This is a genomic window from Streptomyces sp. NPDC047081, assembly GCF_040643775.1.
GTDB lineage: Bacteria > Actinomycetota > Actinomycetes > Streptomycetales > Streptomycetaceae > Streptomyces.
Genome location: NZ_JBEYUY010000001.1, coordinates 71,636 through 98,173, shown reverse-complemented (window position 1 = coordinate 98,173; position 26,538 = coordinate 71,636). Strand labels below are relative to the sequence as shown.

Genomic DNA, 26,538 nt, shown 5'->3' with positions numbered 1-26,538 from the left:
ATCACTATCGCTAGTGAGCGGTCGTCAACGTAATGTGGGTGAAATCGCGTGTCAACGGTTGCGGACGCGCCCGCTCCGGCGAGAGGCGACCCGGGAGCCGGGGGGCAGAGGGCGGGGCGGCAGGGGGACTTACTGGTCCATCAGGATGCGGTACAGCGTCTGCCGCGCGTTGCGGACGGCCGCGATCGCCTCGTCCATCTGCTCGGGCGGCACCCCGGCGGAGGTCACCTGGCGGGCGGCGTTCTTCAGTCGCTCCATCTCCATGCGCAGCGGTGAGGTGGAGTGCAGGTCGCCGTGGGAGCCCGACCCGCTCTCGGTGCCCTCGCCGTCCCGGTCCCGAAGGGCTTGCTCCCGGCCCCTTTCCGTCAGCGCGAAGACCCGGCGGCCCTGCACTTCACTGGCCTCGACCAGCCCGCTGTCCTCGAAGGACTGCAGCAGCGGGTAGACGGACCCGGGGCTCGGCCGCCAGGTGCCGCCGCTGGAGGACTCGAGGCGGTCCATCAGCTCGTAGCCGTGCGCCGGCCCGTCGAGCAGCGCGGCGAGAAGAAGGCTGGGGACCCGGCCCCGGCGCATACGGCGGCCTTCGCCGCGGTCGTGACTTCCCCTGCGCATTCCGCCTCATCACCGTCGCGAGGAGCGCTCCGCTCTTCGGTCCACAGATATATCGACACGATATCAGCACCGACATGGGTGCGGGGCGATTACAACCTCCGGCCACCCACGTCAATACCCACTACGGCCACGCGTTCCGCAAGCCTTGCCCTCGCTGTCGGTCACATTGACAGCGACCGTTAGCGATATATCATCGACACACCGAAGGGAGATGAACGTGTACAGCGATTACTTCCCGATGCCGTATGAGGCCTTCCGCGGCGGATACGGCGGCGGTGGCCGGCGAGGCCGTCGCGGCGGCCGCTTCCCGTACGGCCGCTACGGCCCGGCCGGAGGCGGATGGCCCGGTCCCGGCCGGCGCTACGGCGGCGGCCGCCGGGCACTGCTGACCCTGCTCAAGACGGAAGGCCCGCGCAACGCCGCCCAGTTGCTGCAGGCGCTGGAGTCCCGCGGCTACGGCCCCCGCTTCCCCGGCCCCGCCTTCGTCGGCGGCATGCTGCGGCAGTTCGAGGACGAGGGACTGGTGCGCGGCACGGACGGCGACGGCGAGTCCGGCCGGACGTACGAACTGACCGAGGCCGGCACCGCGTACGTGAACCGCGTGAACGACCCCGCCGGCCTCTGGGGACTGCCCACCGAAGCCGGTCTCGCGCTGCACCGGGCGATCCACGCGACGACGGCCGCCGCCCGGCAGGTGGCCCTCGACGGGGACGCCGAGGCCCCGGCGGAGGCCGTGCGCCTGCTCGACGAGACCCGCAGGAAGCTGTACCGCCTGCTGGCCGACCGCACCGGCTGACAGCCACACCGACCGACGCCGCATCGGCCGGCACCGCCCACCCGACACCGTCCCACTGGGAGACGACATGCCAGGCAGGCCCCCGGGCGCCATCGACAAGCCCGCGGAGAAGATCGACCTCACCGGTCACATCGCCACCTCGCTCAACAGCGCCATGGAACGCGGGCGGCCCGCGGTGGTGGCCGTGGTCGCCGTGGACGGCACCCCGTCCGTCTCGTTCCGGGGCAGCGTCCACGTGCACTCGCGCGACCAGATCGCCATCTGGGTGCGCAAACGGGACGAGGGGCTGGCCGTCGACGTGGCCGAGAACCCCGCGGTCTCGATCCTGTACTACGACCCCGAGCAGGGGCCGGACCCCTCGGTCGGCGCCCGGCGCATCGCCATCAAGGGGCGGGCCCACGTGGAGCCGTCGCTCGACGACGCCGTCTACGCCGGTATCCCCCGGGTGGAACAGGAGCGGGACGCCGAGCGCCGGGGCGTCGCCGTCATCGTGGACGTCGACTCCGTCATCGGCTTCGGCGGCACCGGCCCGATCAAGATGGCGCGCTGACGCCACGCCCCTCCGGCCGACGCCTTTCTCCGGCGATCTCCGAGCTCGATAACGATATATCGTGATATCGAGCCCTTCTCGAAGGGAAACCCATGAGCCCCGACCTCGACCAGAACCCCGAGCTCGACAGGAGCACGGACGCCCACAGCATCCACCACGTGAACTTCCCCATCACCGACCCGGCCAGGACCGAGGAGTGGTACGGGAAGGTCTTCGGGATGAAGCGCATCATCCCGCGCGGGCGCTCCGGCTCGGCGAACGCGCCCCAGATCCAGGCCCTGTTGCTCACCCACGGCAACTTCGACCTGCACTTCTCGCCGATCAGCGACCTGGACCCCAAGATCCACTACCACTTCGCCATCGAGGTGGAGGACTTCCAGGCCTTCCTGGCCCACCTCGACAAGCTCGGCGTCCCCTACGACGAGCCGTACACCCGGCCGCAGAACAACTCCAGCACCACCACGATCCACGACCCCGACGGCCACCACGTCGAGATCACCCACCACGCCGGCCGGGACTGGTGACCGCATGCCCTACGCCACCACCGACGACGGCGAGGTCTACTACGAGTCCAAGGGCGAGGGCCCGGCCCTGGTCCTGCTGCACGGCGGCGGCGGCAACCACGCCGCCTGGTACCAGCAGGTCCCGCACTTCCAGCAGCGCTACCGGGTCATCACCATCGACCTGCCGGGCTTCGGGCTCTCCCGGATCGAGTCCGGCCGCTTCGACACCGGCACCCACCCCACCGCGATCGAGGCGGTGCTCGACCACGCCGAGGTCGACCGCGCCTTCGTGGTCACGCAGTCGCTCGGCGGCTACAGCGGCCTGTCGTACACGGTCCACAACACGGACCGCATCGCGGGTCTCATCATGACCAGCACCCTCGGCCCCGTCGGCGACGAGATCTCCGAACTCAACCGCAAGGGCCGCGAGCAGGTCCGTCACCTCTCCGTGGCCGACTTCCTGCTCACCAAGGAGTTCCAGGAGAAGGAGCCGGAGCGCGTCCATCTGTTCTTCCAGATCGGCAGCTTCAACCAGACCGGCCCCGGCCGCCCGAACCGGCTCGCCAACTCCCTCCAGGGCTCCGTCTCCGTCCAGCGGATGCGCGACGCCATCGAGGCCGGGGTGCACCTCACGGTCCTGGAGGGCGGCGCCGACGTCATGGTCTACAAGCCGGCCTACGCCCGTCTGCGGGAACTGCTCCCCGAGGCCGAGGTCAGGCTCGTCGAGGGCGCCCCGCACTCGGACTACTGGGAGAACCCGCAGCGGTTCAACTCCGTCGTCGACGAGATCCTCGACCGCGCCTACCAGGCGAACTGACCGCGCCGTACACCTCCTCCGGCGGCCGGGAGCTCCCCCTCCCGGCCGCCGCGCAACGCAACCCGACAGAAAGCCCGAGGTGAGGACGTGCCCACCGAGAACCCGTCGAGCGGGACCCCAGCGGCCGACATCGTCACCGGCTGCCATGTGCTCGGCTCCGACGACCACGGCGACCCCGTCTGGGGGCATGTCTCCCTACGCGACCCTCAAGGACGCGGTGTCTGGCTCAAGTCCGGAGGCCGCGGCTTCGACGAGGTGTCGTACGAGGACATCGCGCTCATCGACTTCGACGGCACCCTCCTGGAAGGCTCGGGACCGCCCCCGCGCGAGTACCCCCTGCACACCGAGGTCCTGCGGGCCCGCCCCGACATCGACAGCGTGGTGCACTGCCACCCGCCGTACGCGACAGCCCTGCCCGCCACCGGCCAGCCGCTGTACGCCTTCTCCAACGGCGCCGGCCCCTTCGCCGGTGGTGTGCCCCGCTACGAGGAGCCCGTCGGTCTCGTGCAGACCGCGGAGCTCGGCGCCGCGGTGGCCGACCGGCTCGGCGACGCCCGCGCCCTCTTCCTCGTCGGCCACGGCATCATCGCCGTCGGCTCCGGAGTAGCCACCGCCGTCACCACCGCGGTCCTGCTGGAACGGGCCTGCCGCCTCCAGATCCTCGCCACCTGGGCGGGCGGTGTCGCCCCCGAACTCCGCAACCCCGGCAAGCGGTACGTCCACGCCGAGTCCGACGGCTACCTCCTGCGGACGTGGGAGTACCTCGTACGACGCCTCGACACGGCCGGATAGCCGCCCGACGCCCACCCGTCACCGAACACCATCAGGAGCAGCACACATGACCACCCCTCAGACCACCGGCACGACCAGGGGCGGGCGCGGCAGAGGAGGGCGGCTGCCCCGGCGTCGGCTGACGGTCGCCGACGTCACCCGGGTCACGCCCCGTCTGGTCCGGGTCCGCGCTGAAGGCGACCTGGCCGGCTGGACCGCGGACGGCCCCGGCGCCCACCTCAAGCTCTTCGTCCCGGCGCCCGACGGAGGCACCGCCATGCGGACGTACACCGTTCGCGACCACGACCCGGACCGCGGCGAGCTCACCGTCGAGTTCGGCATCCACGCCGACGGACCGGCCACCGGCTGGGCCCGCGCCACGGCCCCCGGCGACACACTGGAGATCTCCGGCCAGGCCCGGGGCGGCTTCTTCCCCCGCGAGGCGTCCAGGATCCTGCTCCTCGGCGACCACTGCGCGCTGCCCGCGATGGCCTCGATCCTTGAGGCGCTTCCCGCGGGCACCCGCGCGGAGGCCGTCGTCGAGGTCGTCGACCTCGACGACAGGATCGACGTGACGGGTCCCGCCCGGCCCGAGGTCACCTGGGTCGCCGAATCCGGCAGGCCCGGCGGTCAGTTGCTGGCAGCCGTCGAGAGGATGCCGTTCCCGCAGGAGCCCACGGAGGTCTGGGTGGGCTGCGAGGCCGGCGTGATGCGGGAGATCCGCCGCCACCTGCTGGCCCAGGGGGCGAGCACGGCCAGGTCGGCTTCCTCCTCCCCCGGCGCTGTCGTCCTGCACACGCGCGCGTACTGGAAGGCGGGCACCGCGAACCACTCCGACCACGACACCGGAGAGGACGGCTGAGCACCGCATGGCCACGCTGACCGACCCCGCCTTCCAGCTCCTCCTCGCCCGGCTGTTCTCCGACGCGGAGCGCACGCAGAGGGAGTTCCACGAGGAGCGGCGGGCCCTGCTCGCCGAGGGCTTCCAGCAGGGCTCGCCGCCGTACGCGGCCGCCGCGCGCAAGGCACACCTGGCGATCACCCCCGAGACCGGGGAACTGCTCTATCTCCTCGCCCGCCTCCGCGAGGCGCGCACCATCGTGGAGTTCGGCACGTCCTTCGGCGTGTCCACGCTCCATCTGGCCGCCGCCCTGCGGGACAACGGGGGCGGCAGGCTCATCGCCACCGAGACCGAACCGACCAAGGCGGAGGCGGCCCGCCGCACCCTGGCGGAAGCGGGCGTGGACGACCTGGTGGAGATCCTCCTGGGCGACGCCCGGGAGACGCTCCGCGCCAAGCGCCCACGCCCTGTCGACCTGCTCTTCCTGGACGGCCCCGGCCACCTCTACGTCGACGTACTGAAACTGCTGGAGCCGGACCTGTCCCCCACCGCGGTCATCGTCGCCGACAACGCGGAGGCACGCGGCTACCGCACCTATCTGGAAACCCACGACCACTACGTGTCGGTGTCCTTCGGCACGCGCGTCGAGGTGACCCTCCTGTCCGACTGAAGGTCACTTCTTCGTGACGGACGCCACCCAGGCGATGAAGTTGGTCGTCGAGTCGCCGGTGCGCTCGGCCATCGTGTGTGCCTGGGCCCACACGGTGGCGAAGTCGACGTCGCGGATGCCGTAGTTCCGCAGGGCCAACTGGAGGTTGATCTCGGTGGTGTTGGCGGTGTCGCCCTGCATGATGCCGGTGCGGATGCGCCAGTGGCGTGCCACCCGCGACCGGCGGTAGCCGTCGAAGGCGGGTGAGAGGTAGTACAGCGGGTTGTACGCGTCGGCCCGCCAGGCCATGTCCTTGCCGACGCTGTCCTTCTTGGCGAAGTCGCTGTCGTACGCGGCGGAGCCGTAGTCGGAGCTCCAGTCGGAGTACGTGGCGTACGTCGCCTCGTTCGCCTTGACGACGTCACGGGTGAGCGGGGCGAAGTGCGCGGGGGCGCCCAGGCCCATCGCGAAGACGCCGTTCTCGGTCTGCCCGCGGGAGTACCCGTCGAACGCGCCGACCGGCTTGTTCGCGACCTTCTGGCTCTTCACGAAGCCTTCGAGGCCGGACACCGTGGCGGTGTTGGTCGCGGCGTCGTAGGTGACCCACTCGCTGTCGGTGTTGAGGTAGGCGATGTAGTCCTCCACCGTCTGGTACGTGGTGGAGGTCCCCGTCTGGCCCGATCCGGGCGGGCCGCCCTGCGTGGTGATGGTGTACGGGAAGGTGTTGTCGGCGAGGAAGTTGTTCAGCGAGGTGGTGATCACCTGGATCAGGTGGTCGTAGTAGCTGCCGGCCAGGTGGATGCCGTCGCCGGACCCGGTCAGCTCCAGGCGCCTGCCGTGCTCGTCGCGCAGACCCAGCCGGTTGACGTACCTGGGCCAGGCCTTCGCGAGGTCCGTCGAGTAGGCGCTGGTCCAGGTGCCGGACGCGCGCGTGCCGGTCGAGGCGAACTGGCCCATGTTCCACTCGTAGGACAGGTTGGCCTCGTGCAGGCTGGTGATCGGGCACCAGGCCATGACGCCGGCGACGGCGTCGCTGAGCGGACGGCCCTGGGCGTCCTGCATGGCCGCGCCGATCGTGCGCAGGTAGGGCTCGTACAGGGGGCTGTCGCCGGACGCGCCCGCCACGGTGTCCTGGGCGCCGCCGCCGCTCATGCCGAACAGGACGATGTCGTCCGTGCTGCCGGGCAGGACGCCGCGGTTGTACCGCAGGAAGCGGACCGCGGCCTTGAGGTCGGTCACGCCCCAGGGGGCCGCGTCGGAGCGGGTGCTGGTCGAACTGTCCCGCCCGCGCAGGCCCGGCCACACGTAGATGTGCCCGGCCTCCAAGTACTTCGACACGCTGCTGTAGTTGTACGACGTGGCCGGCTTCTGCCCCGCGTAGCCGGGGGTGTTGACCGGGATCACGATCGGCGCCGTGCGCCCCGAGTAGCCGCCGACGGTGCCCTTCGGGTCGACCTTCGCGGTGTACGTCGTCCCGTCACTGTTCGCGGTGGCCTTCAGGTAGGCGCCCGGCACGTAGATCGACAGGTGCTCGTAGTCCGTCGCGGCCGGGTTGGTGACGTACACCTTCCCGAGTTGGTAGTACACGTCGTTGGCCGAGTCGTACGACCAGGCGGTGGGGTCGAACTCCAGCGAGTAGGCCGAGGCCGTGTCGGCGAAAGCGGTGCCCGCCACGCTCTCGACGATTCCGAACGCGGCCACGGCCGCGGCGCCCCGCATGACCGTTCTGCGGTTGATGTCCACTTCTGGACCTCCCTCTGTCGGGCTGTGCGGCTCTTTCGAGTCCCAGACTGTAGGGGAAGTGGGCGACAAGATTGTTGACAATCTCGATGATAATTACGTTAGAAGAACCGCCCCCGGCCCAGCTCCGTCTCGATGAAGTGACGCAGATGCCGCCGCGCGTCCTCCACCGTCAACGGCGGTGTCTGGCGCAGGCGTTGCAGGGCCAGGCCGTCGGCCAGGGCGGCGAAGCGGACGGTGAAGCCGTCCAGGTCCGCGGAGGTGAGGTCGCCCTCGGCGAGGGCGCGTTCGGCGAGGGTTCGGATCTGCCGGTGCCAGCTCTCGTAGCGGCGGTCCTGGCCGCGGGCGAACGCCGGGTCCGGGTGGTGCTCGCCGACGTTCCAGTACTCGAACCACATCCGCCAGTGCCGGTCGGTGTCCTCGGTGAACAACGCGTCGACCAGCAGCCGCAGCCCCTCCGCCCCGCTGGTGGCCCGGTCCGCGGCCTCGCTCAGACCCGTGTAGTACCGCTCGATCTGCAGCACCATCGCCTCGGAGAGGATCTCCTGCACGCTGCCGAAGTGGTAGGTGACCGTGCCGACGGACACCCCGGCCGCGGCGGCGACGTCCCGGACCCCGACCGAGGCGTAGCCTCGCTCGGCGATCAGCGGGACCGCCGCCTCGACGATGAGCTTGCGACGCACCTCGGTGGGCTGCCGGGTGCGGTCGGCGGCGGCGACGGCGCGGCGCGGGCTCTTCTCGGCCTTCATCCCGACGTCCTCGGGGTGGTGCGGTGCCATGCGCGCTTGGCCACTGTCTCTCCGTTCGCCCGTGCTTCGAGGTGACTGTCCATGACGAACTCCGCCGCCGTGGCCCGCAGTTCCGTCCGTGCGAAGACCTCGGCGTCCCATTCGCTCCCGTCCTCGCCACGGGTCAGCCGGATCGTCCACTCGGAGACGGCCGAGGCCGAGAGGGGGTCGTCACTGCGGATACGGTACGTCTCCCGGGCGTTCTCCTCGTATCGCAGACCGTCGGGGTAGGTGCGGGAGCCGCCGTAGCGCGGGTCGACCTCCAGGGTCCACTCCCCCGCCGCCACGTCATGGCTGACCAGGCGTTCCGGGCGCGGCTCGGACTCGACGTCGTACGTCACCGGGAGCGGGGGCGCCTGCTCCGGTTCCTCGAAGCGGATCGGCGGCTCGTCGCCGGGCGCGCGGACCGGCAGCAGGAGGGCGCTGTCCGCCGGCAGCAGGGTCAGCCCGCCTCGTTCTCCGTGCGGCCACACCCACGGCCAGTACGTGTCCGATACGGCGACCCGGATGCGGTGGCCGGGCGGGAAGGCGTACCCGGTCGCGTTCAGCTCGAACTCGACGTCCTCGTACGTGCCCGGCGTCCACTCCACCGCCTTGTCCCGTCCGTGCCGGGCGAGCAGGTTGAGCACGCCCCGGGTGACGAGGGTCGACGAGCCGTCCGGGGCCACGTCGCACACGCGGGCGATCACATGGGCGCGGGGGGTGGCGCTGTCCAGGCGGAGCCGGACGCGCGGGCGGCCCAGGATCTCGACGCGTTCGGTCAGCGGCGCCGAGTCCAGGCAGACCGAACGGCCGTCCTCCTCCCGCTGGTCGGGCGCCAGATCGCTCGCGTTGCCGAACGGGAAGAAGCGGCCCGCGTCGATGCCGGTGTGGTGCGGCGAGCGGACCAGCACAGCAGGTCCAGTGCCCAACGGGCGCTCCTGCCAGGCGACTTGGGGCGAGGGCCAGGCCGTGTCGCCGACCCACCGGCCCGGCATGACGTCGTACGACGTCGAGGGCGGGACCGGGTCGTTGATCCAGGCCCGGAGCAGGGGCTCGCGCATCGCCCCCGTGTCCTCGCCCTTCAGCCAGTGGTCCCACCAGCGCAACGTCTCCTGGAGGAAGCCGATCGCCGGGCCCGGCGGCAGGCCGCGGTCCGGGTACTGGTGGGACCAGGGCCCGATCAGCCCCCGGACGCGGTCGTGCGGCAGGTGCTCCACCAGCCGCAACACCGTGTCGCGGTACGGGTCGTTCCAGCCGCCCACCGCCAACACCGCGGCCTGCACCGCGCCGTAGTCCTCGCACACGCTCCCGTGCCGCCAGTACTCGTCCCGCTGCTGGTGGGCGAGCCACGTGTGCAGGAACGGGTCGAGGGCTTCGAGCCGTTCGCGCCACATCGGCAGCCAGCGGTCGGCGCCGACGTTCGCCGGGTCCGGCGGGCGGGCGGCGAAGGCGAGCATGGTGCCGGCCCAGGCGAGCATGTCGATGCCGAGGACGGCGCCGCCCATGTAGTGGACGTCGTTGTCGTAGCGGTCGTCGGTGGAGCAGACGGTGACGATCGCCTTGAGGGGTTCGGGGGCCAGGGCGGCGATCTGGAGGGAGTTGAAGCCGCCCCAGGAGATGCCGAACATGCCGACCTTGCCGGTGCACCAGGGCTGCCGGGCGAGCCAGTTGACGACGTCGACGCCGTCCGCCAGCTCCTGCGCGTCGTACTCGTCGCCCGGTGTGCCCTCACTGTCGCCGTGGCCGCGGATGTCGACGCGGACGGAGGCGTAGCCGTGGCCGGCGTACCAGGGGTGGCGCTGGGCATCGCGCGGGGCGGTCCAGTCGCTCTTGCGGTACGGGAGGTACTCCAGCAGGGCGGGCACCGGGTCGGCCTCCGCGTCGGCCGGGCGCCAGATACGGGCGTGCAGCCGGACCCTGCCGTCACGGGTGGGGATCCAGACGTCCTCGCGCACGACCTGGCGCTCGAACCGCTCGCGGTACTTCACGAAACTCCTTCGCCGACAGAGGTGAGGGGGGTGTTGGCCGGGCGCCAGCGGCGGACGCGGTGGCCGCCGCCGTGGTCGGTCCACACGTCGTCCGGTTCCGCCGCGTCGGTCCAGTCGGGCGCGTCGGCCACGAACGGGCTCGCGTCGGGGTCCGGTTCGAGGGCCGCCGCCATCAGCTCCCGGGTGTAGGGGTGGGCCGGGTCGGCGAAGACGGCCTCGGTCGGGCCCTCCTCGACCACCACGCCCTGGCGCAGGACCAGCACGCGGTCGGCGATGCCCCGTACGACGGCCAGGTCGTGGCTGATGAACAGGCAGGCCAACTGCCGTTCCCGGCGCAGGTCGTCGAGCAGGCGCAGCACCTCGGCCTGGACCGAGACGTCCAGCGCGGTGGTGATCTCGTCGGCGATGAGGACGTCCGGCTCGCCCGCCAACGCCCGTGCGATGCCGATGCGTTGGCGCTGGCCGCCGGAGAGCTGGGCGGGCAGCCGGTCGGCGAACGCCGGGTCCAGGCGTACGTCCCGGATGAGGTCGAGGGCCCTGGTGGAGGCCTGCTGCCGGTCGGGAGCCGTGCCGAAGAAGCGGAGCGGGCGGCGGATCGCGTCGCCGACCGTGCGGCGCGGGTTGAGGGAGGTGTCGGCGTTCTGGAACACCAGCTGGACCAACCGCCGCAGCGCGGTGGGGCGTTGACGGGCCGGCTTGGCCAGGTCGCCGGAGCCGTGCGTCATCGTGCCGCCCGAGGGGGCGCGCAGACCGGCGAGGGACCAGGCGAGCGTGGACTTCCCGCTGCCCGACTCCCCGACGAGGGCGACGATCTCGCCGCGCCGGACGTCGAAGGAGACGCCGTGCACGGCACGCGCCGAGCCATAGTCGATGGTGACGTCCGTCGCCGACACCGCGACCGGGGCGTCCGCGTCCACCACGGCCTTCGCCCGCACCTCCCGCTCACCGTTCTCCCCGACGAGGGCGAGCCCGTCGTCGGTCAGGCGCGGCACGCTCGCCAACAGGCGCTTGGTGTAGGCGTGTTGGGCCCCGGCGAAGAGCGAGCGCGTGGGCGCCGACTCCACCACCCGGCCCGACCGCAGCACGCTCACCTCGTCGGCCATCCGCGCGACCACCCCGAGGTCGTGGCTCACCAGCACGGCGGCCAGGCCCAGTTCGTCGCGCAGGGCGGTGACGAGGTCGAGGATGCCGCGCTGGGTGACGACGTCGAGGCCGGTCGTGGGCTCGTCGAGGACGAGGACCTTGGGGCGGGCCGCGAGGGCCATGGCGATGGCGACGCGCTGCTGCTGGCCGCCGGAGAGTTCGTGCGGGTAGCGGCGCGCCAGGTCGGCGGGACTGGGCAGCCGTACCTGTTCGAGGAGGTCGAGGACCGGGACCTCGCCGCCTGCCTCGGCGATCTGCCGTCCGACGCGCATGGACGGGGTGAGCGCGTGCCCGGCGTTCTGGGCGACCATCGCCACCGTCCCGCCGCGCAGCCGCCGCAACTCCGGTACGGACAGGGCGAACACGTCCTTGCCGTCCACCCGCACGCTCCCGCCGTCCAGGCGCGAGCCGTGCCGCAGATGGCCGAGCAGAGTCGCCGCCACGGTCGACTTGCCGCTGCCGGACTCGCCGACGAGCGCCAGCGTGCGGCCCTCGGCGACCTCGAAGGACACGTCGTGCACGACGGGCACGTCACGCCCGCCCGAACGGTAGGACACACAGAGGGAGTTGACGGAAACCACCGCTGCAGAGGTCATCACGAGCCCTCCCTGATCCGGTCCACGCCCCACGCCTTGGACAGGCCGTCGGCAGCGAGGTTGAGCCCGACCACGAGCGTGGCCAGGGCGATGATCGGCGCGAGGCTCGCCATCGGGACGACGGTGATGGCGGTGCGGTTCTCGGCGACCATGAGCCCCCAGTCGGGGGTCGGCGGGTCGGCGCCGAAGCCGAGGAAGGACAGCGAGGAGATCAGCAGCACGACCCAGGAGGCCCGCATGGCGAACTCCACGCACACCACGTCGGCGATGTTCGGCAGCACCTCCCGCCGCAGGATCGACCAGGTGCGCTCGCCGCGGGCGCGGGCCGCGGTCACGTAGTCGGCGGGTACGACGGCCAGCGCCGCGCCGCGCACCACCCGTACGACCTGGGGTACGAAGACGACGGCCACGGCGATCACGATGACCACCGGGCCGGTGCCCAGCGCGGTCACGACGACGAGCAGCGCGAGGATGGACGGCACCGACAGCACCGCGTCGAGGACGCGGCCCAGCACGTCGTCGAACCAGCCGCCGCGCAGCGCCGCCGCACAGCCGATGACCGTGCCGAGGGCGAGGGCGATGACGGTGGCGACGACGGAGACGCCGAGCGCGTAACGGCCGCCGTACAGCACGCGGGTGAGGACGTCCCGGCCGTACATGTCGGTGCCGGCCCAGTGCGACCAGCTCGATCCGAGGAGGGCCTGGGAGGGGTCGTTGGCGATGGGGTCGTAGGAGGTGAGCAGGGGCGCGAGGAGGGCGATCAGGGTGTGGACGGCCACGATCGCCAGGCCCACGAGGGCCGTTCGGGAGGAGCGCAGGGTGCGCCAGGTGCGGGCCGCGCGTCCCGGCGTCGCCGCCGCGGTCACCGGCGGGGTGTCGAGGGTGGTCATCAGGTCCTCCCGCGCGTACGGAGCTTGGGGTTGAGAGCCATGGCGCCGAGGTCGGCGGCGAGGTTGCAGACGACGTACACGACCGCGCTGATCAGGGCGACGGCCTGCACGACGGGCAGGTCCCGGTTCTGCACGGAGCTGAGCATCAGCTTGCCGATGCCCGGGTAGTTGAAGACGTTCTCGACGACGGCGACACCGCCCACCAGCCAGGCCACGTTGAGGGCGATGACGTGCAGGGTGGGCAGCAGCGCGCTCGGCAGGGCGTGCCGGGTGACGACCCGCCAGGTGGACAGGCCCTTGAGCCGGGCCGTGGTGACGTACTCGCTGGCCATCACGTCGATGACCGACGTACGGGCCATGCGGACGATGTAGGCCGCCATCACGATGGCCAGCGCGAGCGCGGGAAGCCATACGGCGGGCAGGAGTTGGCCGACGCTCGCGTCGGGGCCGTACAGGACGACGGCCGGGAACCACGGCAGCGCGACCGAGAAGCACAGCACCAGGACGGTGGCGACCACGAACTCGGGGACGCTCATGCCGACCAGGCTGGCGGTCGAGATGACGTGGTCGGCCCAGCGGTCGCGGTACAGGCCGGCGAGGATGCCCAGCACCAGGGACCCGGTCACCGCGAAGACGATGGTGACGACGGCGATGAGGGCGGAGTTGCCCAGGTACTGGGCGACCTCGCTCCCCACCGGCTTGGCGGAGACCAGCGACGTACCGAAGTCGCCGTGCACGGCGCCCTTGATCCAGTCGAAGTAGCGCTCCCAGGCGGGCTGGTCGAGCCCCAGCTGCTTGCGCAGGGCGGCCACCGCGTCGGGCGTGGCGTCCTTGCCGAGGATCTGGGTGGCGACGTCGCCGGGCAGAGCTTGCAGGGCGAGGAAGACCAGGACGGAGGAGAGGAGCAGCGTGCCGAGGGCGGCTGCCAGTCGGCGGGCGGCGAACACGAGCATGCTCAGGCTCCCTTCAGGCCGATGCCGAGGTAGTCGAACTCGAAGCCGTGCTCGGCGTATCCGCGCACCTCGCGGGAGATCCCCACCAGCCGGTCGGCGAACATCGGGGTCATCGCCCCGCCCTTCTCGATCACCATCGTCTGCGCCTGACCGTAGAGTTCGCGGCGCAACGCGTCGTCGGTCTCCGCGCGGGCGCGGTCGAGGAGCGCGTCGAAGGCCTTGTCGGACCAGGCGGTCTCGTTGTAGGAGGAGCCGCCGCGGAAGATCTGCGTGAAGAGCTGGTCGACGGGCCGGCCCGTGTACCAGTAGGTCGCCATCAGCGGCTTCTTCATCCAGATCTGCGTGTAGTACGAGTCCGCGGCGGCCGTCTTGACCCGGATGCGGATGCCGGCCCGCTTGGCGGACTCCTGGTAGGCGAGGGCCATCGGCGTGAGCAGCGGATCGTAGGCGGAGGTGTAGAGATCCATCGCCAGCCCCTCCTGACCCGCCTGCTTGAGCAGGTACTTGGCCTGCTCCGGGTCGTGCTTCGGGTGCGCTGCGATGTGCAGCGGGTCGTCCGGCGGGACCGGGTTGTCCCAGCCCGCGGTGCCGGCGCCCTGGAGGGCGACCTTCACCACGTGCTCGGGGTCGTAGGCGAGCTTCATCGCCTGGCGTACGCGTACGTCGGTGAAGGGCTTGTCGGTGGTGAGCATCGGCAGGACGTACCACTGGGCGTTCTTCACGCGGGCGACGGTCGCGCGATCGGAGGCGGCGACCACGCGGGCCGTCGCGAAGTCGAGGTTGGTCTGGGAGAGCAGGTCGACCTGGCCGGCGAGGAGGGCGTTGGCGCGGGCGGACATGTCGGCGACCGAATAGAAGGAGATCGCGTCGAGGACGGGGCGTCCGGCCCAGTGGTCGGCGTAGGCGGTGATACGGCCGGGGCCCGCGGGCGCGAAGGACTCCAGCTTGAAGGGGCCGGTGCCGATGCCGGTACGGCCGACGGCCTTCGCGCTGCCGTCGGGGATGACGTAGCAGTTGTAGTGCGTGAGCAGGCTCGGGAACTCGGCGTTCGGGGACTTCAGCGGGACGACGAGGGTGTGCGCGTCGGGGGTGCGCAGGGTCTTCGCGTCGATGAGCGGGGCGAGGACGGCGGCCTGCGGGGAGGCGGTCGCCTTGTCGATGATGTGGCGCAGGGTGTAGGCGGCGTCGGCGGAGGTGAAGGCCCGGCCGTCGTGGAAGGTGACGCCCTTGCGGAGGCGGAAGGTCCAGGTGGTGGCCTTGGCGTCGGTCTCCCAGGACTCGGCGAGGTCGGGGGCGAGGGCGCCGTCGCTGCCGACCCGGACGAGGCGGTTGTAGAGGGCGCCGAGGTATTCGTACGCCGACAGGGAGCTGGCCGGGTCGAGGGTCTCGGCGTCTGAGGCGGGCGGCCGGGCGATGCGGAGGGTGCCGCCGCGGTCCGGGGTGCCCCCCGGCGCCGCGGCCGGCAGCACCGTGCCGGCGTCCGCGCCCGAGCATCCGGACAGCAGCCAGGACGCACCGAGGCAGGCGGCGCCTGCCGCACCGGCGGTGAGGAACGACCGCCGTCCTGGGTGGTGGGTGTCGGGCATGGGCCGACCGTCCTTCTCGCTATTCGTTCAGCGGAACGATTGAGTGGAGTGCGTGAACGATAGCCAGCGGACGGTTTCCCGCCAACCCTCGGGCGCGGAGAATTAACCGGCGAAACGGACCCGTAACCGGCGGGGCCGGGCCATGGGGGCCGCGGCGGCAACCGGTCGGCTGGCTATCCTTTCCGCCATGACCAGCACCGGAAGGCCCCGTGACACCTCGGTGCAGTCCGTGGACCGGGCCGTCTCGATCCTTCAGTCGCTGTCCCGGCGCGGGCCGTCCGGAGTGACCGAACTCGCCGAGGCGCTGGGTCTGCACAAGGCGACGGTCTTCCGGCTGCTCGCCACCCTGGAGTCGCGCGGCCTGGTCGAGCAGGACGCCGAGCGCGGGCGCTACCGCCTGGGTTTCGGCATGGTCGAACTGGCCGCCGGTGCCGGACGGCAGAGCGATCTGTCCCTGCTGAGCCGCCCGGTCTGCCGGGAGCTGGCCGCCGAGGTGGGCGAGACGGTGAACCTCGCCATCCACGACGGGCTCGAAGTGATCACCATCGACCAGGAGATGGGCGGCGCGACCATCTCCAGCGTCGACTGGGTCGGCAAGCGCAGCCCCCTGCACGCCACCGCGGCCGGCAAGCTCTTCCTCGCACACATGCCGGAGCCGCAACTCGACGAGGTGCTGGGGCGCGGGCTCGTGGAGTACACCCCGCACACGATCGTCGAACCGGCGCGTCTGAAGGAGCAGTTGAAGGCGATCCGGGAGCGCGGGTACGCCACCACGTCGGAGGAGCACGAGATCGGGCTGGCCGCGATCGCCGCGCCGGTGCGCTCGCCGGACGGCCAGATCGTGGCCGCCGTCACCGTCTCCGGCCCGACGTTCCGCGTCGACGAGGACACCGTGCCGGCGCTGGCCGAACGGGTGCGGGAGGCGGGCGCGCGGATTTCCTGGCGCCGGGGACACCACAAGCACGGCTGACGGCGGACCGGGGACCGGCGGCCGCGGTCGGCTCTTGACGGCCGCGGGTTTGCGACTCCACCATTTGTCTCGCATCACGCATCTGTTTCGCAATGCGATACAGCCGTTACGGCCATGCAGTCACCGCTGCCCTGACGTGGCCGTCGGCACCCCACCCCCCGAGGAGCGGTCATGCCCGCCCAGAGCCTCGATCCCCTGCTCCAGCCCTACCGCCTCAAACACCTGACCCTGCGCAACAGGGTGGTCTCCACCTCCCACGAACCCGCCTTCGGCGAGGACGGTCTGCCCAAGGACCGCTACCGCGCCTACCACGTCGAGAAGGCGCGCGGAGGTGTCGGCCTGACCATGATCGGCGGCTCCGCCGTGGTCTCGCCGGACAGCCCGCCCGCCTTCGGCAACCTGCTGCTATACCGGGACGACATCGTGCCGTGGCTGCGCCGGCTCACCGACGAGGTGCACGAGGCCGGGGCCGCGGTGATGTGCCAGGTCACCCATCTCGGCCGCCGTACCAGCAACTACACCGGCGACTGGCTGCCGGTGCTCTCCGCGTCACCGCTGCGGGAGCCCGCGCACCGGGCGTTCCCCAAGGCCGCCGAGCCGTGGGACCTCGACCGGATCACCGCCGACTACGTCTCGGCCGCGCTGCGCTGCCGCGAAGGCGGCCTGGACGGCATCGAGTTGGAGGCGTACGGCCACTTCCTCGACAGCTTCCTCTCCCCCACCACCAACCACCGCGACGACGACCTCGGCGGCAGCCTGGAGCACCGCATGGCGTTCCCGCGCCGGGTGGTCCGGGCGGTACGGGAGGCGGTCGGCCCGGACTTCGTGGTCGGGATCCGGCTGATGCTGGACGAGGTCCGGCCCGGCGGGCTGACCTTCGACGACGCCCTGGTGGCCGCGGAGCGTTTCACCGAGGACGGCATCGACTTCGTCAGCACCATCCGCGGCTCCATCGAGAGCGACGCGTCGCTGGTACGGGCCATCCCGCCGATCGGCACTCCGCTGGGCCCGTTCCTGGAGTTCACCGGCGAGGTCCGGCGCCGGCTGCGGGTGCCGGTGATGCACGCGGCCCGCATCGCGGATCCCGCGACCGCGCGGTACGCACTGCGCGAGGGACTGCTCGACCTGGTCGGCATGACCCGCGCGCAGATCGCCGACCCGCATCTGGTCGCCAAGGTCGCCGCGGGTCAGGAGGACCGTATCCGCCCTTGCGTGGGCGCGAGTTACTGCCTCGACGCGATCTACGACTCGGGCGACACGAAATGCGTCCACAACCCGTCGACCGGGCGGGAACTCCACCTGCCCCACACCATCCCGGCCACAACGGGACGCCGCAGGAAGGCAGTTGTCGTCGGCGCCGGTCCGGCAGGGCTGGAGGCCGCCCGCGTCCTGGGCGAACGCGGCCATGACGTGGTGCTGTTCGAGGCGGGGGACCAGCCGGGCGGCCAGATCCGGCTCGCGGCCGCCAACCCCCGCCGCCGCGACCTGCTCGGCATCGTCGACTGGCGGGTCGCCGAGTGCAAGCACCACGGCGTCGACCTGCGCTTCGGCACCTACGCCGAGGCCGCCGACGTACTCGCCGAACACCCCGACCTGGTCGTCGTCGCCACCGGCGGCATGCCCAACACCACCTTCCTGGAGGCGGGCGCGGACCTGGTCGCCGACACCTGGGACGCGCTGACCGGCTCACTGCGCCCGAAGAGCGAGGCGACGATACTGGTCTACGACGACCACGGCGGCTACCCCGCCCTCGACGCCGTCGAGGTACTCGCCGCCTCCGGCGCCCGCCTGCACTACGCGACACCGGAACGCACCCTCGCCCCCGACGTCGGCAGCATGAACTCCCCCGCCTACCTCCGGGTCTTCGCGGAACACGACGTCACGACCACCCTCGCCCGCCGCCTGCGCGCCGTGCGCCGCGCCCCGGACGGTCGCCTGACCGCGACCCTGAGCAGCGACTACACCGACGCCGACACCGAACTCACCGTCGACCACGTGATCGTGGAACACGGAACCCTCCCGGCGGACGAGCTGTACCGCGAACTCCTGCCCGGATCGAGCAACTTGGGCGAGGTGGACCACCGCGCCCTGCTCGCCCACCGCGAGCAGACGGTGATCCGCGATCCGTCCGGGCGCTACCAGCTGTTCCGCATCGGTGACGCGGTGGCGAGCCGCAACATCCACGCGGCCGTGTACGACGCCCTGCGGCTGTGCCTGCCGGTCTGAGACCCTCTGGAGAAACGAAGTTGACCACTTTCGCCGCCCCCGCCACCGGCACGGCCGCCCTGGTGGCCCGCCGCGTCCCCGGCCTGAGCCTCGAAGCCCCCTTCTACACCGGCCAGGAGTTCTTCGACCTCGACATCGAGGCGGTCTTCGCCCGGAGTTGGCTGTTCGTCGCCGCCGAGGCCGAACTCCCCGAGCCCGGCGACTACGTGACCGTGACCCTCGGCCCGTACTCGGTGATCCTGCTCCGCGACGACGACGAAGAGGTACGGGCCTTCCACAACGTCTGCCGTCACCGCGGCGCCCGCATCCTCGACGAGCAGCGCGGCTCGGTCGGCAACATCGTCTGCGGCTACCACCGTTGGACCTACGGCGTGGACGGCCGGCTGCTGCACGCGGAGTCGCTGCCGCCCGACTTCGACCGGTCCTGCTTCGGGCTGCGCGCCGTGCACGCCCGTACCGTCGCCGGCCTGGTGTTCATCTGCCTCGCTGATCAACCACCCGCCGACTTCGACGAGGTGGCCGCCCGCATCGAGCCGTACATCGCGCCGCACGGCCTGGGCCGGGCCAAGGTCGCCACGCAGATCGACCTGGTGGAGAACGGGAACTGGAAGCTCACCATGGAGAACAACCGGGAGTGCTACCACTGCGGCGGCCACCCGGAACTCCAGTGCTCCCTCTTCCCCGTCTACGGCTACGCGGAGGAGGACGTGCCGCCGGTACTGCGCCCGGCGTACGACCGCTACCTCCAGGCCGACGCCGAGTCCCGGACGACGTACGAGTCGCTGGGCCTGCCGTATGCCGCGATCGAGGAACTGGACACCCGCGCCACGGGTTTCCGCATCCAGCGCGAACCGCTGGACGGCGCGGGCGAGTCCTTCACCGAGGACGGCACGGCGGCCTGCGGGAAACTCCTGGCCGACTTCACCACGGCTCGCCTGGGCCGCCTGTCCCTGCACATGCAGCCCAACGCCTGGTTCCACTTCCTCTCCGACCACGCCATCACCTTCTCGGTGATCCCGCTCGCCCCGGACCGCACCCTGGTCCGCACCACCTGGCTGGTGCACGCCGACGCGGTGGAGGGGGTCGACTACGACCTCGACTCCCTGACCCGGGTGTGGACGGCCACCAACGACCAGGACGCGCTCCTGGTCGCCCGCGCCCAGCAGGGCATCTCCAGCCCCGCCTATCTCCCGGGGCCGTACAACCCCACCGAGTACCAGGTCGAGGCGTTCGTCAACTGGTACGTGACCCGACTGAAGGCGCACCTCGCACGATGACCGACACCCTCCCGGCCTGGACCGACGAGGACTACGACGGGCTCCTGGTCTGCAAGCAGGTCCACGTCCTCACCCCCGACGTCAGGACCTTCGTCCTCCAGCCCCCGCAGCCCAGGCTCTTCCACCACACCCCGGGCCAGTTCCTCACCCTCCGCGTCACCATGGACGGCCGCTCGGTCGAACGCTGCTACACCATCTCCTCGCCGCCGACCCGCCCCCACACCCTCACGATCACCGTGAAGCGGGTGCCGGGCGGCCTCGTCTCCAACTGGCTGCACGACCATCTGCGCCCCGGGGGCACGGTACGGGCGCGGGGCCCGCTCGGGGACTTCTCCTTCACCCGGCACCCCGCGCCGAAGTACCTCTTCCTGTCCGGCGGCAGCGGCGCGACGCCGATGATGGCCATGACCAGGACCCTCTACGACCTCGCGCACCCGGCCGACGTGGTGTTCGTGCACAGCGCCCGCACCCCCGACGACATCCTCTTCCGCCGCGAACTCGACCTGATCGCCGCCACCGCGCCCACCATCCGGGTGGCGCACGTCTGCGAGGAGGACGGCCTCACCGAACCCTGGGGCGGCCACCGTGGCCGGCTCACCCTCGACATGCTCCGGCAGATCGCCCCCGACTTCGGCCGGCGGGAGATCTTCACCTGCGGCCCGCCCGGCTACATGGCGGCGGTGCGCGACCTGCTCACGACGGCCGGGTTCCCGACGACCCGCCACCACGAGGAGAGCTTCACCTTCTCTCCACCCCAGGCCGACGAACCCCCGGCCGACCCGACGCCCACGGCCGAAAACCTGTCGTACACCGTCGAGTTCACCCGCAGCCGACGCACCCTCACCTGCGACGCGGACACCTCCCTCCTCGCGGCGGCCTCCCGGGCGGGCCTGAGCCTCCCGGCGTCCTGCGCCCAGGGAATGTGCGGCACCTGCAAGACGACCCTGCTGTCCGGATCCGTCGACATGCGGCACAACGGGGGCATCCGCCCTCGTGAGATAGCCCAGAACAAGATCCTGCTGTGCTGCGCCAAGCCGCGGGAGGACCTCGTGGTCGACGCCTGACGCCACCGAATGCGGCCCTCACCCGCCGCCGAACCGGCCGACGGAACCAAAAAAGGAACGTTTCCGCAGGTCAGAAGCCTGCAAAGGTGGGGCGGGTGGGACTCGAACTCACGGCCGACGGATTATGAGTCCATTGGGGATCTTGGCGGACCTTGCCGATCAACGCTCATCCTTGACGTTTTCGCAGGTCAGATAGGCTTATCCATGTGGGTGCTCCTCAGCCCTTGTCAATCTGCTCGGAAACGGGGCTCGAACTAACGCGCAGCGGATTGCTCTTCCAACGCGCAGAGGCTCCGCCCCGAGTCTCGGGTCAGAGCCTCCGTGGCCCACTGACGCAGCCTCGTCGCTGGTGTGGGTGGCACTGACAAGCCGCCTGGTCGCACGGCGTACGGCCTTGATCAGGTCGTGCATGCCGTCGGACAGGTAGCTGACGTTGTCTTCCCGCGGCGGGTCGTCGCCCTCGGTGTCGAGCAGGAGTGAAGTGACCCCTCTGTACGACGCACCACCGCCTCCAGCTCCGGCCTCACGCATCATCGCCGCCCCAGCTCCGGCCTGACAGCCGCATCGTGGCCGCCAGGTCAATGATGCGGCCGCTCACCGAACGGTGGCAGCGTCTCGCAGCACGAAGCGGAGGTTGGGATGGGACGGATCTGGGTGGGGTTGGCCCTCGGGCAGAACCGGGGCGAGCACCCTGAATACCTGCCCCATGACCTGGTCCGTGTATCCAGCCAACGTCTCCGAGGCCTGCAGTAGTACCCCGCCCGCCCTCAGGGGAATTACTCGGTGGAAGACTCCGGAGGCGGCCAACCCCTGATGGCCACCCAGTCGGCTCGCCAACTCCTCAGGGCACACCGTGACCCATGCGTAGCCACGTAGGAAATCTCGCCCCTCCGGCAGGGACTCATCGAGATCACGCGTCAACGCGGCCTCGATGTTCGACCAGTCCGAGAAAGAGTCCCTCTCTATGCGGGCGAACGCCGGATTCAGATCGTCGAGCGCCTGAGCAAAGAAATTCACGAGTGTTGTGCAGTACTCCGGGTCGGACAAACTCGAAGATCCAGCCTGGAGACCCACGACGAACTGCGACCATTCCCCTTCCACCGGGAAATAGGAGCACTGTACGCGCGCGAGAACATCCTCGCCATAGAACTCCGTGACAGCCCATTCCGGACTCTTCGCGAGTTCCTCGTCCAGCCGTCCACGGTTCCTGCCCAGATGATCGATGTGAGTGCGCCGACTGCCCTCGGACTGCCGGATGGACGTCCCGGTGTGCACACCGTACTCAACTCGCTCCTCCTGGCGGACAAGTTCAGCGAGCGGCCCGGACAACGCCCTGCGGAACCAGGCAACCGCCGCTGTGCCCCGCGCGGCCTCGCCGAGCGGATCGAGGGTCGCCTCCATGTACACGTCCATGACGCGGCAGCTCAGCGAACGTTGGCGGCATCCCTTGGCACGAAACGCATGTACGGATAGGCCGGATCCGGGCGCGGCTCGCCGTCCGGCAGCACGGGGGCGAGCGCCTCGAACACTCGCTGCATCACCTCATCCGTGTATCCAGCCAAGGTCTCCGAAGCCTGCAGCAGCACACCCCCCGCCCGCAGCGGAATTACCCGGTGAAAGGCACCCGAGGCTTCTAGCTCCGTGACGCCGCCCAGCCGTGCCGACAGCTCCGCTGGGCACACCGTGACCCAGGCGTAACCCCGCAGGAGCTCACGACTTTCACGCAGCGACGTCCGCTTCCTTCGGCCCAGCGCGGCATCGAGATTCGTGACCTCGTTGAAGTTGTCCAGCTCGATGCGGCCAAAGGCCGGATTGACTGTGTCCAACGCCCCGTGCAGGAAGTCCACCAACCTGGCGCAGGACCCGGCGTGATCCGGAGAGGTTACCGTTACCGCGGCCGATGTGCGCCACAATGAACCGTCAGTGAGAACGTGAAGCGCACGCGCCCACCCCAGCTCAGACAATTCGCCATCCCGGCTGAAGTAATGGACCCCTGCGCGCCAGGGAAAGGCTGCTAGGAATTGCTCAAAATTTTCCCAGTTACTTCCTACGTTCTCCAAATCGTGAGAAGAATCGTCGATGTCCTGGCGGACTGTCCCACGGGAGAACACGCCTTCGTCGCCACGGGCTTCCGCCTTCACCAGGTCATCGAACAGCCTGGCCCGTGCCATCCTGAACCACTGGACCAGGGATTCGCCCGGGCTGACCCCGACAGAGGTGTCGAACGAGGCCTCAACATAGACGTTCATGTAATTCACCTTACTGGCGCCTCAGCAGGCGCCTCCCAGAACACAGGTCGGCCCCTCGGACAGCACCCGCCCTGCGCCCCATATGGTTGCCCACACCACGCTGGCGACCGCAGCTGCCAGACCATATCCGCGGGCATCCACCTCGTAGCCCCCGACAGGGGACCCTGGCAAGTAGGTGCCGGTAGCCGACGGGCTGGGCTCGGCGGTCGGCGTTCGGGTGGGCTCATCGACCGGGGTCCCGGGACTCGCGCTCGGCCCCGGCGTCGGCCTCGGGACAGGCGTCCTTGTGCGCCTCTTGTCGGTTCCGTAGTACCTCATCCCGGGTGAGCCCTCCTCCGACCACACACGCCCCTTGCCCTGGCCGGAGTTGAACGACTGCGAGGCAAGTCGTGCACCTGGCGACCGCGACCTCGTCAGCGTCCAGGACGTCACCGGGGACAATGTCGCCGACCTGCTCTATCGCACCGACGTCAGCGGTCGTCTGCTGCTGCGCACCGGCAAGGCGGCTACGAGCGGCGGGGGTGTCGATCTCAACTCGCTCGGTTCAGCGGCTGCCTCCGCAGGTGGCTCGGACGCGGAGTACGCGGCTTCCGGCTGGTACCGCAGCGACGTACGGCTGATGCGCGGTACTCCGGACGTCAACGGGGACAAGATCCCGGACATCTGGGCGCTCATGGCCGACGGCTCCGTCCGCTTCTACCCGGGCGGAAAGAGTTCCATGGGTGCACCCACCACCGTCATCAGCACAGGAAATTGGACCTACAAGCAGGCGCTCGGCTGACCTGAGTCGAGAGCCGACGGCCGCCAGGTCGCATGCGGGTGTGCTGTCCCTGGCAATGTGCGGGGGACAGCACACCCGCATGCCTGGAAACGCCCGCGCACCATGCTCTGGGCATTGGCGATCAACATCAGAAGTGAGAAGAGGCCGGGGGCCGTCGCAAACTCGACGGCGGTGGCACCCCACCCAGGGCGATCAGGACACAGGTGTGAGCGGTGGCGTCGATGTACTGGTGAGAGTGGCGTACAGGATGCGGCCGGAAGTCTGTTCTGCGCCCACTCACGCCCAGGGCCCAGGCATCCTTACCTATTTCCCGAATTGTGGGGGCGGATGTCCTAGCTGGCCTGGATCGCCCTCGCCTCGCAGAGCTAGAACCCCAGACGGTCGCCACATGAAACGCCCTGCGCCACACGCAGCCGACTCGTCGAACAACGCCTCCGAGGCACTCCCCTGTGCCTCCGGCCTCAGGATGGCCCCAACAAAATGGCCCTGTCGCAGCGGAGCCGAGTACACACGTCTCAGCGGCAACACATCCGCACGCGTCCATGCAGGTCAGAAGGGCATCAGCCGACATAGACGAACCCAGCGTCAAACCCACGAGCAGCGGATTCAGTCCGTTCGGGCAAAGTTGACGATCCGACAGGATAAAATGAACGTTTCCGCAGGTCAGAGACCTGCACAGGTGGGGCGGGTGGGACTCGAACCCACGGCCGACGGATTATGAGTCCTTTTCTGATCTTCCGATCCGTCCCCGCTCTTGCCTCGACCTTCCTATAACCGCAGGTCAGAGGCGCTTTGCCATTCTGGCTCTGCGTCGGCCTTCCTGATCCTTCCGGGTCCTTCCGTCCACTGCGTGTCCACTGGCCACCCCCGAGAGGCCTCCCGAGGGGCACCTGATGTGGTCTGCCTGGATCGGCGCAGGCCGCGCGGCAGGCGAAGTCGAGGTCTCGAACTCGCGCGCAACAGAGTGCCTTTCCGTCGTGCCGGGCTACGACCGCCGTTGTCAGTGTCGCCTCATAGACTGTCGTCAACTGCTCAGATGGGGGAATGCGTTGGCGACGATTCCTGTTCAGAAGCGCCAGGCACAGGATCCGGACTCGAGCGTGCCACGACTGGTAACCGTGGTCGACCGGGTGCTGGAGGGCGATGTAGTACTGCCCAAGTTCCAGCGGAACTTCGTTTGGACTCGGCAGCAGATCCTCGATTTACTCGATTCCGTAGCGCGTAACTACCCCATCGGCAGCATCCTGCTGTGGCAGAGCACCGAGCAGCTTGCGAGTGAGCGCACGGTCGCCGGATTGGCTGTCGGCGAACACCGCCATGGCTATCCGGTGAACTACATCCTCGATGGACAGCAGCGACTGGCGACGATCTGCGGGGCGCTGCACTGGGCCCCGGATGGTGACGCCGAGAGCAATTGGAACATCATCTACGACCTCGAAGAGCAGGCGTTCAGGCATACGGACACCTTGGAGGACCCGCCCGCGCAGATCATCCCGGTCCGGCTGCTCTCCAACGGCTTCCTCTTCGCCAACCGCGCTTCGAAGCTCGGCTCTGCGGACCTGCAGGAGCGGGCCGCGGAGCTGTACAACCGGTTCTCGAACTATCAGATCGCCGTGGTCACCCTCCGGGGCATGCCGTCGACCGAGGTTGCGAAGGTCTTCGAGCGGATCAACAGCACCGCGACCCCGCTCACCGTCGTCGACCTGATGCGGGCGGCGACCTGGAGCCCGGAGTTCGATCTCAAGGACGAGATCGACGAGCTGCTCGACGTCCTGAGCCGGAAGCAGTACGGGAAAGTCGACACGAAGACCATGCTGCGCACGATCTCCGCCGCTGCCGGGTTCGGGTTCTCTCGCGAGGACATGAACCAGCTGCGGAATCTGAACAAGGATGAGCTGGAGGAGGCGGTCAAGGCCGCCCTCGAAGCATCCAAGCTCGCGGTCGACTTCCTGACCACGCACGTCCGTACGCCCCGTGCTACTGCCCTGCCCTACTACAACCAGTTCGCGGTCCTGGTCGAGATCTTCCGCCAGGCGCCGAAGGCCACGGCGGCCCAGTACGACGCCATCGAGCGATGGTTCTGGCTCACCGCCAGCGGCGAGTACTTCAAGGGGTGGAACGCGCGGCAGATGGCGGACGACCGCGAGGCGGTCCACAGCTTCGCCTCGGGCCGGACCGATGAGATCGAGGTCAGTGCGGGCGTGCCGCGCAGCGTCCTGTGGCGCCGCAACCAGTTCAGGGCCACGAATGCCCCGTCGAAGCTGCTGGGCCTGCTGCTCGCCGAGGCCCACCCTCTGGACCTCCGCAACGGCCGCCGGATCGACACCGACAAGGCGCTGTCCTGGCAGAACGACAAGGAGTTCCACCACTTCTTCCCGAAGTCGTTCCTGAAGAAGCAGGGACTCAACGTGAGCCAGGCCAATGTCTGCGCCAACTTGATCATGCTGAGTTCCGTATCGAACATCGCCATCAGCGACCAGCCGCCATCGGTCTACTTGAAGGATCTGTGCGAGACCCAGGGCAAGGACACGATCCGTAAGCGCCTGGCGACCTGCCTCATCGAGGAGGATGCCTTCGAAGCCGCCCTGCGGGACGACTATGAGGGCTTCCTCCGTGCGCGCTCCGAAACCCTTCACAAGCGCCTGATGGAACTCATCGGCTCGTCCGCTGCCGGAGCTCAGGAGCATGTGGCCATCCCCGATGACAGCGGGAGTGGGGTCAGCGATACGGACGAGCCGATCGACCGGGATTCCGCAGACTGAGCGG

Annotated in this window: 23 protein-coding genes; 13 read left to right on the top strand and 10 right to left on the bottom strand. The window is 70.0% G+C overall.

The features are described 5' to 3' along the window. Positions 1 to 129 precede the first annotated feature (129 nt). The gene (locus tag ABZ848_RS00485; protein WP_360822889.1) at positions 130 to 612 is read right to left on the bottom strand and encodes a PadR family transcriptional regulator; all 483 of its coding nucleotides are present in this window, start codon (positions 610 to 612) and stop codon (positions 130 to 132) included. Between the two features lie 217 nt (positions 613 to 829). On the opposite strand from ABZ848_RS00485, the gene ABZ848_RS00480 reads away from it, so the two are divergent. From ABZ848_RS00480 to ABZ848_RS00450, 7 genes are all read left to right on the top strand, one after another. Then, positions 830 to 1,408 (top strand): PadR family transcriptional regulator, encoded by a 579-nt coding sequence (locus ABZ848_RS00480; RefSeq protein ID WP_360822887.1) that lies wholly within the window; start codon positions 830 to 832, stop codon positions 1,406 to 1,408. A 67-nt stretch (positions 1,409 to 1,475) separates the two neighbouring features. Further along, positions 1,476 to 1,958: a pyridoxamine 5'-phosphate oxidase family protein gene (locus ABZ848_RS00475; RefSeq protein WP_360822884.1), complete on the top strand. Its 483-nt coding sequence runs from the start codon at positions 1,476 to 1,478 to the stop codon at positions 1,956 to 1,958. Between the two features lie 92 nt (positions 1,959 to 2,050). Continuing rightward, positions 2,051 to 2,482, top strand: coding sequence for a VOC family protein (locus tag ABZ848_RS00470; RefSeq protein ID WP_360822881.1), 432 nt, complete (start codon positions 2,051 to 2,053; stop codon positions 2,480 to 2,482). 4 nt (positions 2,483 to 2,486) lie between these two features. After that, positions 2,487 to 3,278, top strand: coding sequence for an alpha/beta hydrolase (locus ABZ848_RS00465; protein WP_360822878.1), 792 nt, complete (start codon positions 2,487 to 2,489; stop codon positions 3,276 to 3,278). 87 nt (positions 3,279 to 3,365) lie between these two features. Continuing rightward, the gene (locus tag ABZ848_RS00460) at positions 3,366 to 4,070 is read left to right on the top strand and encodes a class II aldolase/adducin family protein (RefSeq protein WP_360822875.1); all 705 of its coding nucleotides are present in this window, start codon (positions 3,366 to 3,368) and stop codon (positions 4,068 to 4,070) included. Between the two features lie 46 nt (positions 4,071 to 4,116). Next, entirely contained in the window at positions 4,117 to 4,911 is a 795-nt protein-coding gene (locus ABZ848_RS00455) for a siderophore-interacting protein (protein WP_360822872.1), read from the top strand. 7 nt (positions 4,912 to 4,918) lie between these two features. Next, complete coding sequence (locus ABZ848_RS00450) at positions 4,919 to 5,560, top strand: class I SAM-dependent methyltransferase (RefSeq protein ID WP_360822869.1); 642 nt, start codon at positions 4,919 to 4,921, stop codon at positions 5,558 to 5,560. A gap of 3 nt (positions 5,561 to 5,563) precedes the next feature. On the opposite strand, the gene ABZ848_RS00445 is transcribed toward ABZ848_RS00450, so the two are convergent. The 7 genes from ABZ848_RS00445 to ABZ848_RS00415 all read right to left on the bottom strand — a co-directional run bounded on the left by ABZ848_RS00445 (position 5,564) and on the right by ABZ848_RS00415 (position 15,205). After that, on the bottom strand, positions 5,564 to 7,282 hold the full coding sequence (locus tag ABZ848_RS00445) for an esterase (protein WP_360822866.1): 1,719 nt from the start codon (positions 7,280 to 7,282) through the stop codon (positions 5,564 to 5,566). 98 nt (positions 7,283 to 7,380) lie between these two features. Further along, positions 7,381 to 8,058, bottom strand: a complete 678-nt coding sequence (locus ABZ848_RS00440) for a TetR/AcrR family transcriptional regulator (protein ID WP_360822863.1) — start codon at positions 8,056 to 8,058, stop codon at positions 7,381 to 7,383. Then, positions 8,025 to 10,037 carry a CocE/NonD family hydrolase gene (locus tag ABZ848_RS00435; protein ID WP_360822860.1) on the bottom strand — a complete coding sequence of 671 codons (2,013 nt, stop codon included), beginning with the start codon at positions 10,035 to 10,037 and terminating at the stop codon, positions 8,025 to 8,027. Before ABZ848_RS00435 ends, ABZ848_RS00440 begins: the two co-directional genes overlap by 34 nt. After that, a complete protein-coding gene (locus ABZ848_RS00430; RefSeq protein ID WP_360822857.1) occupies positions 10,034 to 11,776 on the bottom strand; it encodes an ABC transporter ATP-binding protein in 1,743 nt (580 codons plus the stop codon). The genes ABZ848_RS00435 and ABZ848_RS00430 overlap by 4 nt, the downstream gene beginning before the upstream one ends. Beyond that, positions 11,776 to 12,666: an ABC transporter permease gene (locus ABZ848_RS00425; protein WP_360822854.1), complete on the bottom strand. Its 891-nt coding sequence runs from the start codon at positions 12,664 to 12,666 to the stop codon at positions 11,776 to 11,778. Before ABZ848_RS00425 ends, ABZ848_RS00430 begins: the two co-directional genes overlap by 1 nt. Continuing rightward, positions 12,666 to 13,619, bottom strand: coding sequence for an ABC transporter permease (locus tag ABZ848_RS00420; protein WP_360822851.1), 954 nt, complete (start codon positions 13,617 to 13,619; stop codon positions 12,666 to 12,668). Before ABZ848_RS00420 ends, ABZ848_RS00425 begins: the two co-directional genes overlap by 1 nt. Positions 13,620 to 13,621: 2 nt before the next feature. After that, a complete protein-coding gene (locus ABZ848_RS00415; RefSeq protein ID WP_360822848.1) occupies positions 13,622 to 15,205 on the bottom strand; it encodes an ABC transporter substrate-binding protein in 1,584 nt (527 codons plus the stop codon). Positions 15,206 to 15,392: 187 nt separating this feature from the next. Here ABZ848_RS00415 and ABZ848_RS00410 point away from each other — a divergent pair, with 187 nt between their 5' ends. The 4 genes from ABZ848_RS00410 (at position 15,393) to ABZ848_RS00395 (ending at position 20,742) form a co-directional block, all read left to right on the top strand. Next, a complete protein-coding gene (locus tag ABZ848_RS00410) occupies positions 15,393 to 16,175 on the top strand; it encodes an IclR family transcriptional regulator (RefSeq protein ID WP_360822845.1) in 783 nt (260 codons plus the stop codon). 171 nt (positions 16,176 to 16,346) lie between these two features. Then, entirely contained in the window at positions 16,347 to 18,401 is a 2,055-nt protein-coding gene (locus tag ABZ848_RS00405) for an NADH:flavin oxidoreductase (protein ID WP_360822842.1), read from the top strand. A 20-nt stretch (positions 18,402 to 18,421) separates the two neighbouring features. Beyond that, positions 18,422 to 19,678: an aromatic ring-hydroxylating dioxygenase subunit alpha gene (locus ABZ848_RS00400; protein ID WP_360822840.1), complete on the top strand. Its 1,257-nt coding sequence runs from the start codon at positions 18,422 to 18,424 to the stop codon at positions 19,676 to 19,678. Continuing rightward, a complete protein-coding gene (locus tag ABZ848_RS00395) occupies positions 19,675 to 20,742 on the top strand; it encodes a hybrid-cluster NAD(P)-dependent oxidoreductase (RefSeq protein ID WP_360822837.1) in 1,068 nt (355 codons plus the stop codon). Before ABZ848_RS00400 ends, ABZ848_RS00395 begins: the two co-directional genes overlap by 4 nt. Positions 20,743 to 21,336: 594 nt before the next feature. Here ABZ848_RS00395 and ABZ848_RS00390 read toward each other — a convergent pair. Both ABZ848_RS00390 and ABZ848_RS00385 read right to left on the bottom strand, forming a co-directional pair. Continuing rightward, positions 21,337 to 22,143: a hypothetical protein gene (locus ABZ848_RS00390; protein WP_360822834.1), complete on the bottom strand. Its 807-nt coding sequence runs from the start codon at positions 22,141 to 22,143 to the stop codon at positions 21,337 to 21,339. 23 nt (positions 22,144 to 22,166) lie between these two features. Continuing rightward, on the bottom strand, positions 22,167 to 22,991 hold the full coding sequence (locus ABZ848_RS00385; RefSeq protein ID WP_360822831.1) for a hypothetical protein: 825 nt from the start codon (positions 22,989 to 22,991) through the stop codon (positions 22,167 to 22,169). A 352-nt stretch (positions 22,992 to 23,343) separates the two neighbouring features. On the opposite strand from ABZ848_RS00385, the gene ABZ848_RS00380 reads away from it, so the two are divergent. Together ABZ848_RS00380 and ABZ848_RS00375 are read left to right on the top strand one after the other, a co-directional pair. Beyond that, positions 23,344 to 23,772, top strand: a complete 429-nt coding sequence (locus ABZ848_RS00380; protein ID WP_360822828.1) for a hypothetical protein — start codon at positions 23,344 to 23,346, stop codon at positions 23,770 to 23,772. A 1,049-nt stretch (positions 23,773 to 24,821) separates the two neighbouring features. Further along, on the top strand, positions 24,822 to 26,534 hold the full coding sequence (locus ABZ848_RS00375) for a DUF262 domain-containing protein (protein ID WP_360822825.1): 1,713 nt from the start codon (positions 24,822 to 24,824) through the stop codon (positions 26,532 to 26,534). Positions 26,535 to 26,538 lie beyond the last annotated feature (4 nt).

Excerpts from the sequence above, each read along its gene's own strand:
- ABZ848_RS00485 (WP_360822889.1), bottom strand. The coding sequence starts at position 612 with ATGCGCAGGGGAAGTCACGACCGCGGCGAAGGCCGCCGTATGCGCCGG.
- ABZ848_RS00390 (WP_360822834.1), bottom strand. The coding sequence starts at position 22,143 with ATGGAGGCGACCCTCGATCCGCTCGGCGAGGCCGCGCGGGGCACAGCG.
- ABZ848_RS00465 (WP_360822878.1), top strand. The coding sequence starts at position 2,487 with ATGCCCTACGCCACCACCGACGACGGCGAGGTCTACTACGAGTCCAAG.
- ABZ848_RS00430 (WP_360822857.1), bottom strand. The coding sequence starts at position 11,776 with ATGACCTCTGCAGCGGTGGTTTCCGTCAACTCCCTCTGTGTGTCCTAC.
- ABZ848_RS00425 (WP_360822854.1), bottom strand. The coding sequence starts at position 12,666 with ATGACCACCCTCGACACCCCGCCGGTGACCGCGGCGGCGACGCCGGGA.
- ABZ848_RS00405 (WP_360822842.1), top strand. The coding sequence starts at position 16,347 with ATGCCCGCCCAGAGCCTCGATCCCCTGCTCCAGCCCTACCGCCTCAAA.
- ABZ848_RS00475 (WP_360822884.1), top strand. The coding sequence starts at position 1,476 with ATGCCAGGCAGGCCCCCGGGCGCCATCGACAAGCCCGCGGAGAAGATC.
- ABZ848_RS00385 (WP_360822831.1), bottom strand. The coding sequence starts at position 22,991 with ATGAACGTCTATGTTGAGGCCTCGTTCGACACCTCTGTCGGGGTCAGC.
- ABZ848_RS00455 (WP_360822872.1), top strand. The coding sequence starts at position 4,117 with ATGACCACCCCTCAGACCACCGGCACGACCAGGGGCGGGCGCGGCAGA.
- ABZ848_RS00415 (WP_360822848.1), bottom strand. The coding sequence starts at position 15,205 with ATGCCCGACACCCACCACCCAGGACGGCGGTCGTTCCTCACCGCCGGT.
- ABZ848_RS00420 (WP_360822851.1), bottom strand. The coding sequence starts at position 13,619 with ATGCTCGTGTTCGCCGCCCGCCGACTGGCAGCCGCCCTCGGCACGCTG.
- ABZ848_RS00450 (WP_360822869.1), top strand. The coding sequence starts at position 4,919 with ATGGCCACGCTGACCGACCCCGCCTTCCAGCTCCTCCTCGCCCGGCTG.
- ABZ848_RS00470 (WP_360822881.1), top strand. The coding sequence starts at position 2,051 with ATGAGCCCCGACCTCGACCAGAACCCCGAGCTCGACAGGAGCACGGAC.
- ABZ848_RS00410 (WP_360822845.1), top strand. The coding sequence starts at position 15,393 with ATGACCAGCACCGGAAGGCCCCGTGACACCTCGGTGCAGTCCGTGGAC.
- ABZ848_RS00440 (WP_360822863.1), bottom strand. The coding sequence starts at position 8,058 with ATGGCACCGCACCACCCCGAGGACGTCGGGATGAAGGCCGAGAAGAGC.
- ABZ848_RS00395 (WP_360822837.1), top strand. The coding sequence starts at position 19,675 with ATGACCGACACCCTCCCGGCCTGGACCGACGAGGACTACGACGGGCTC.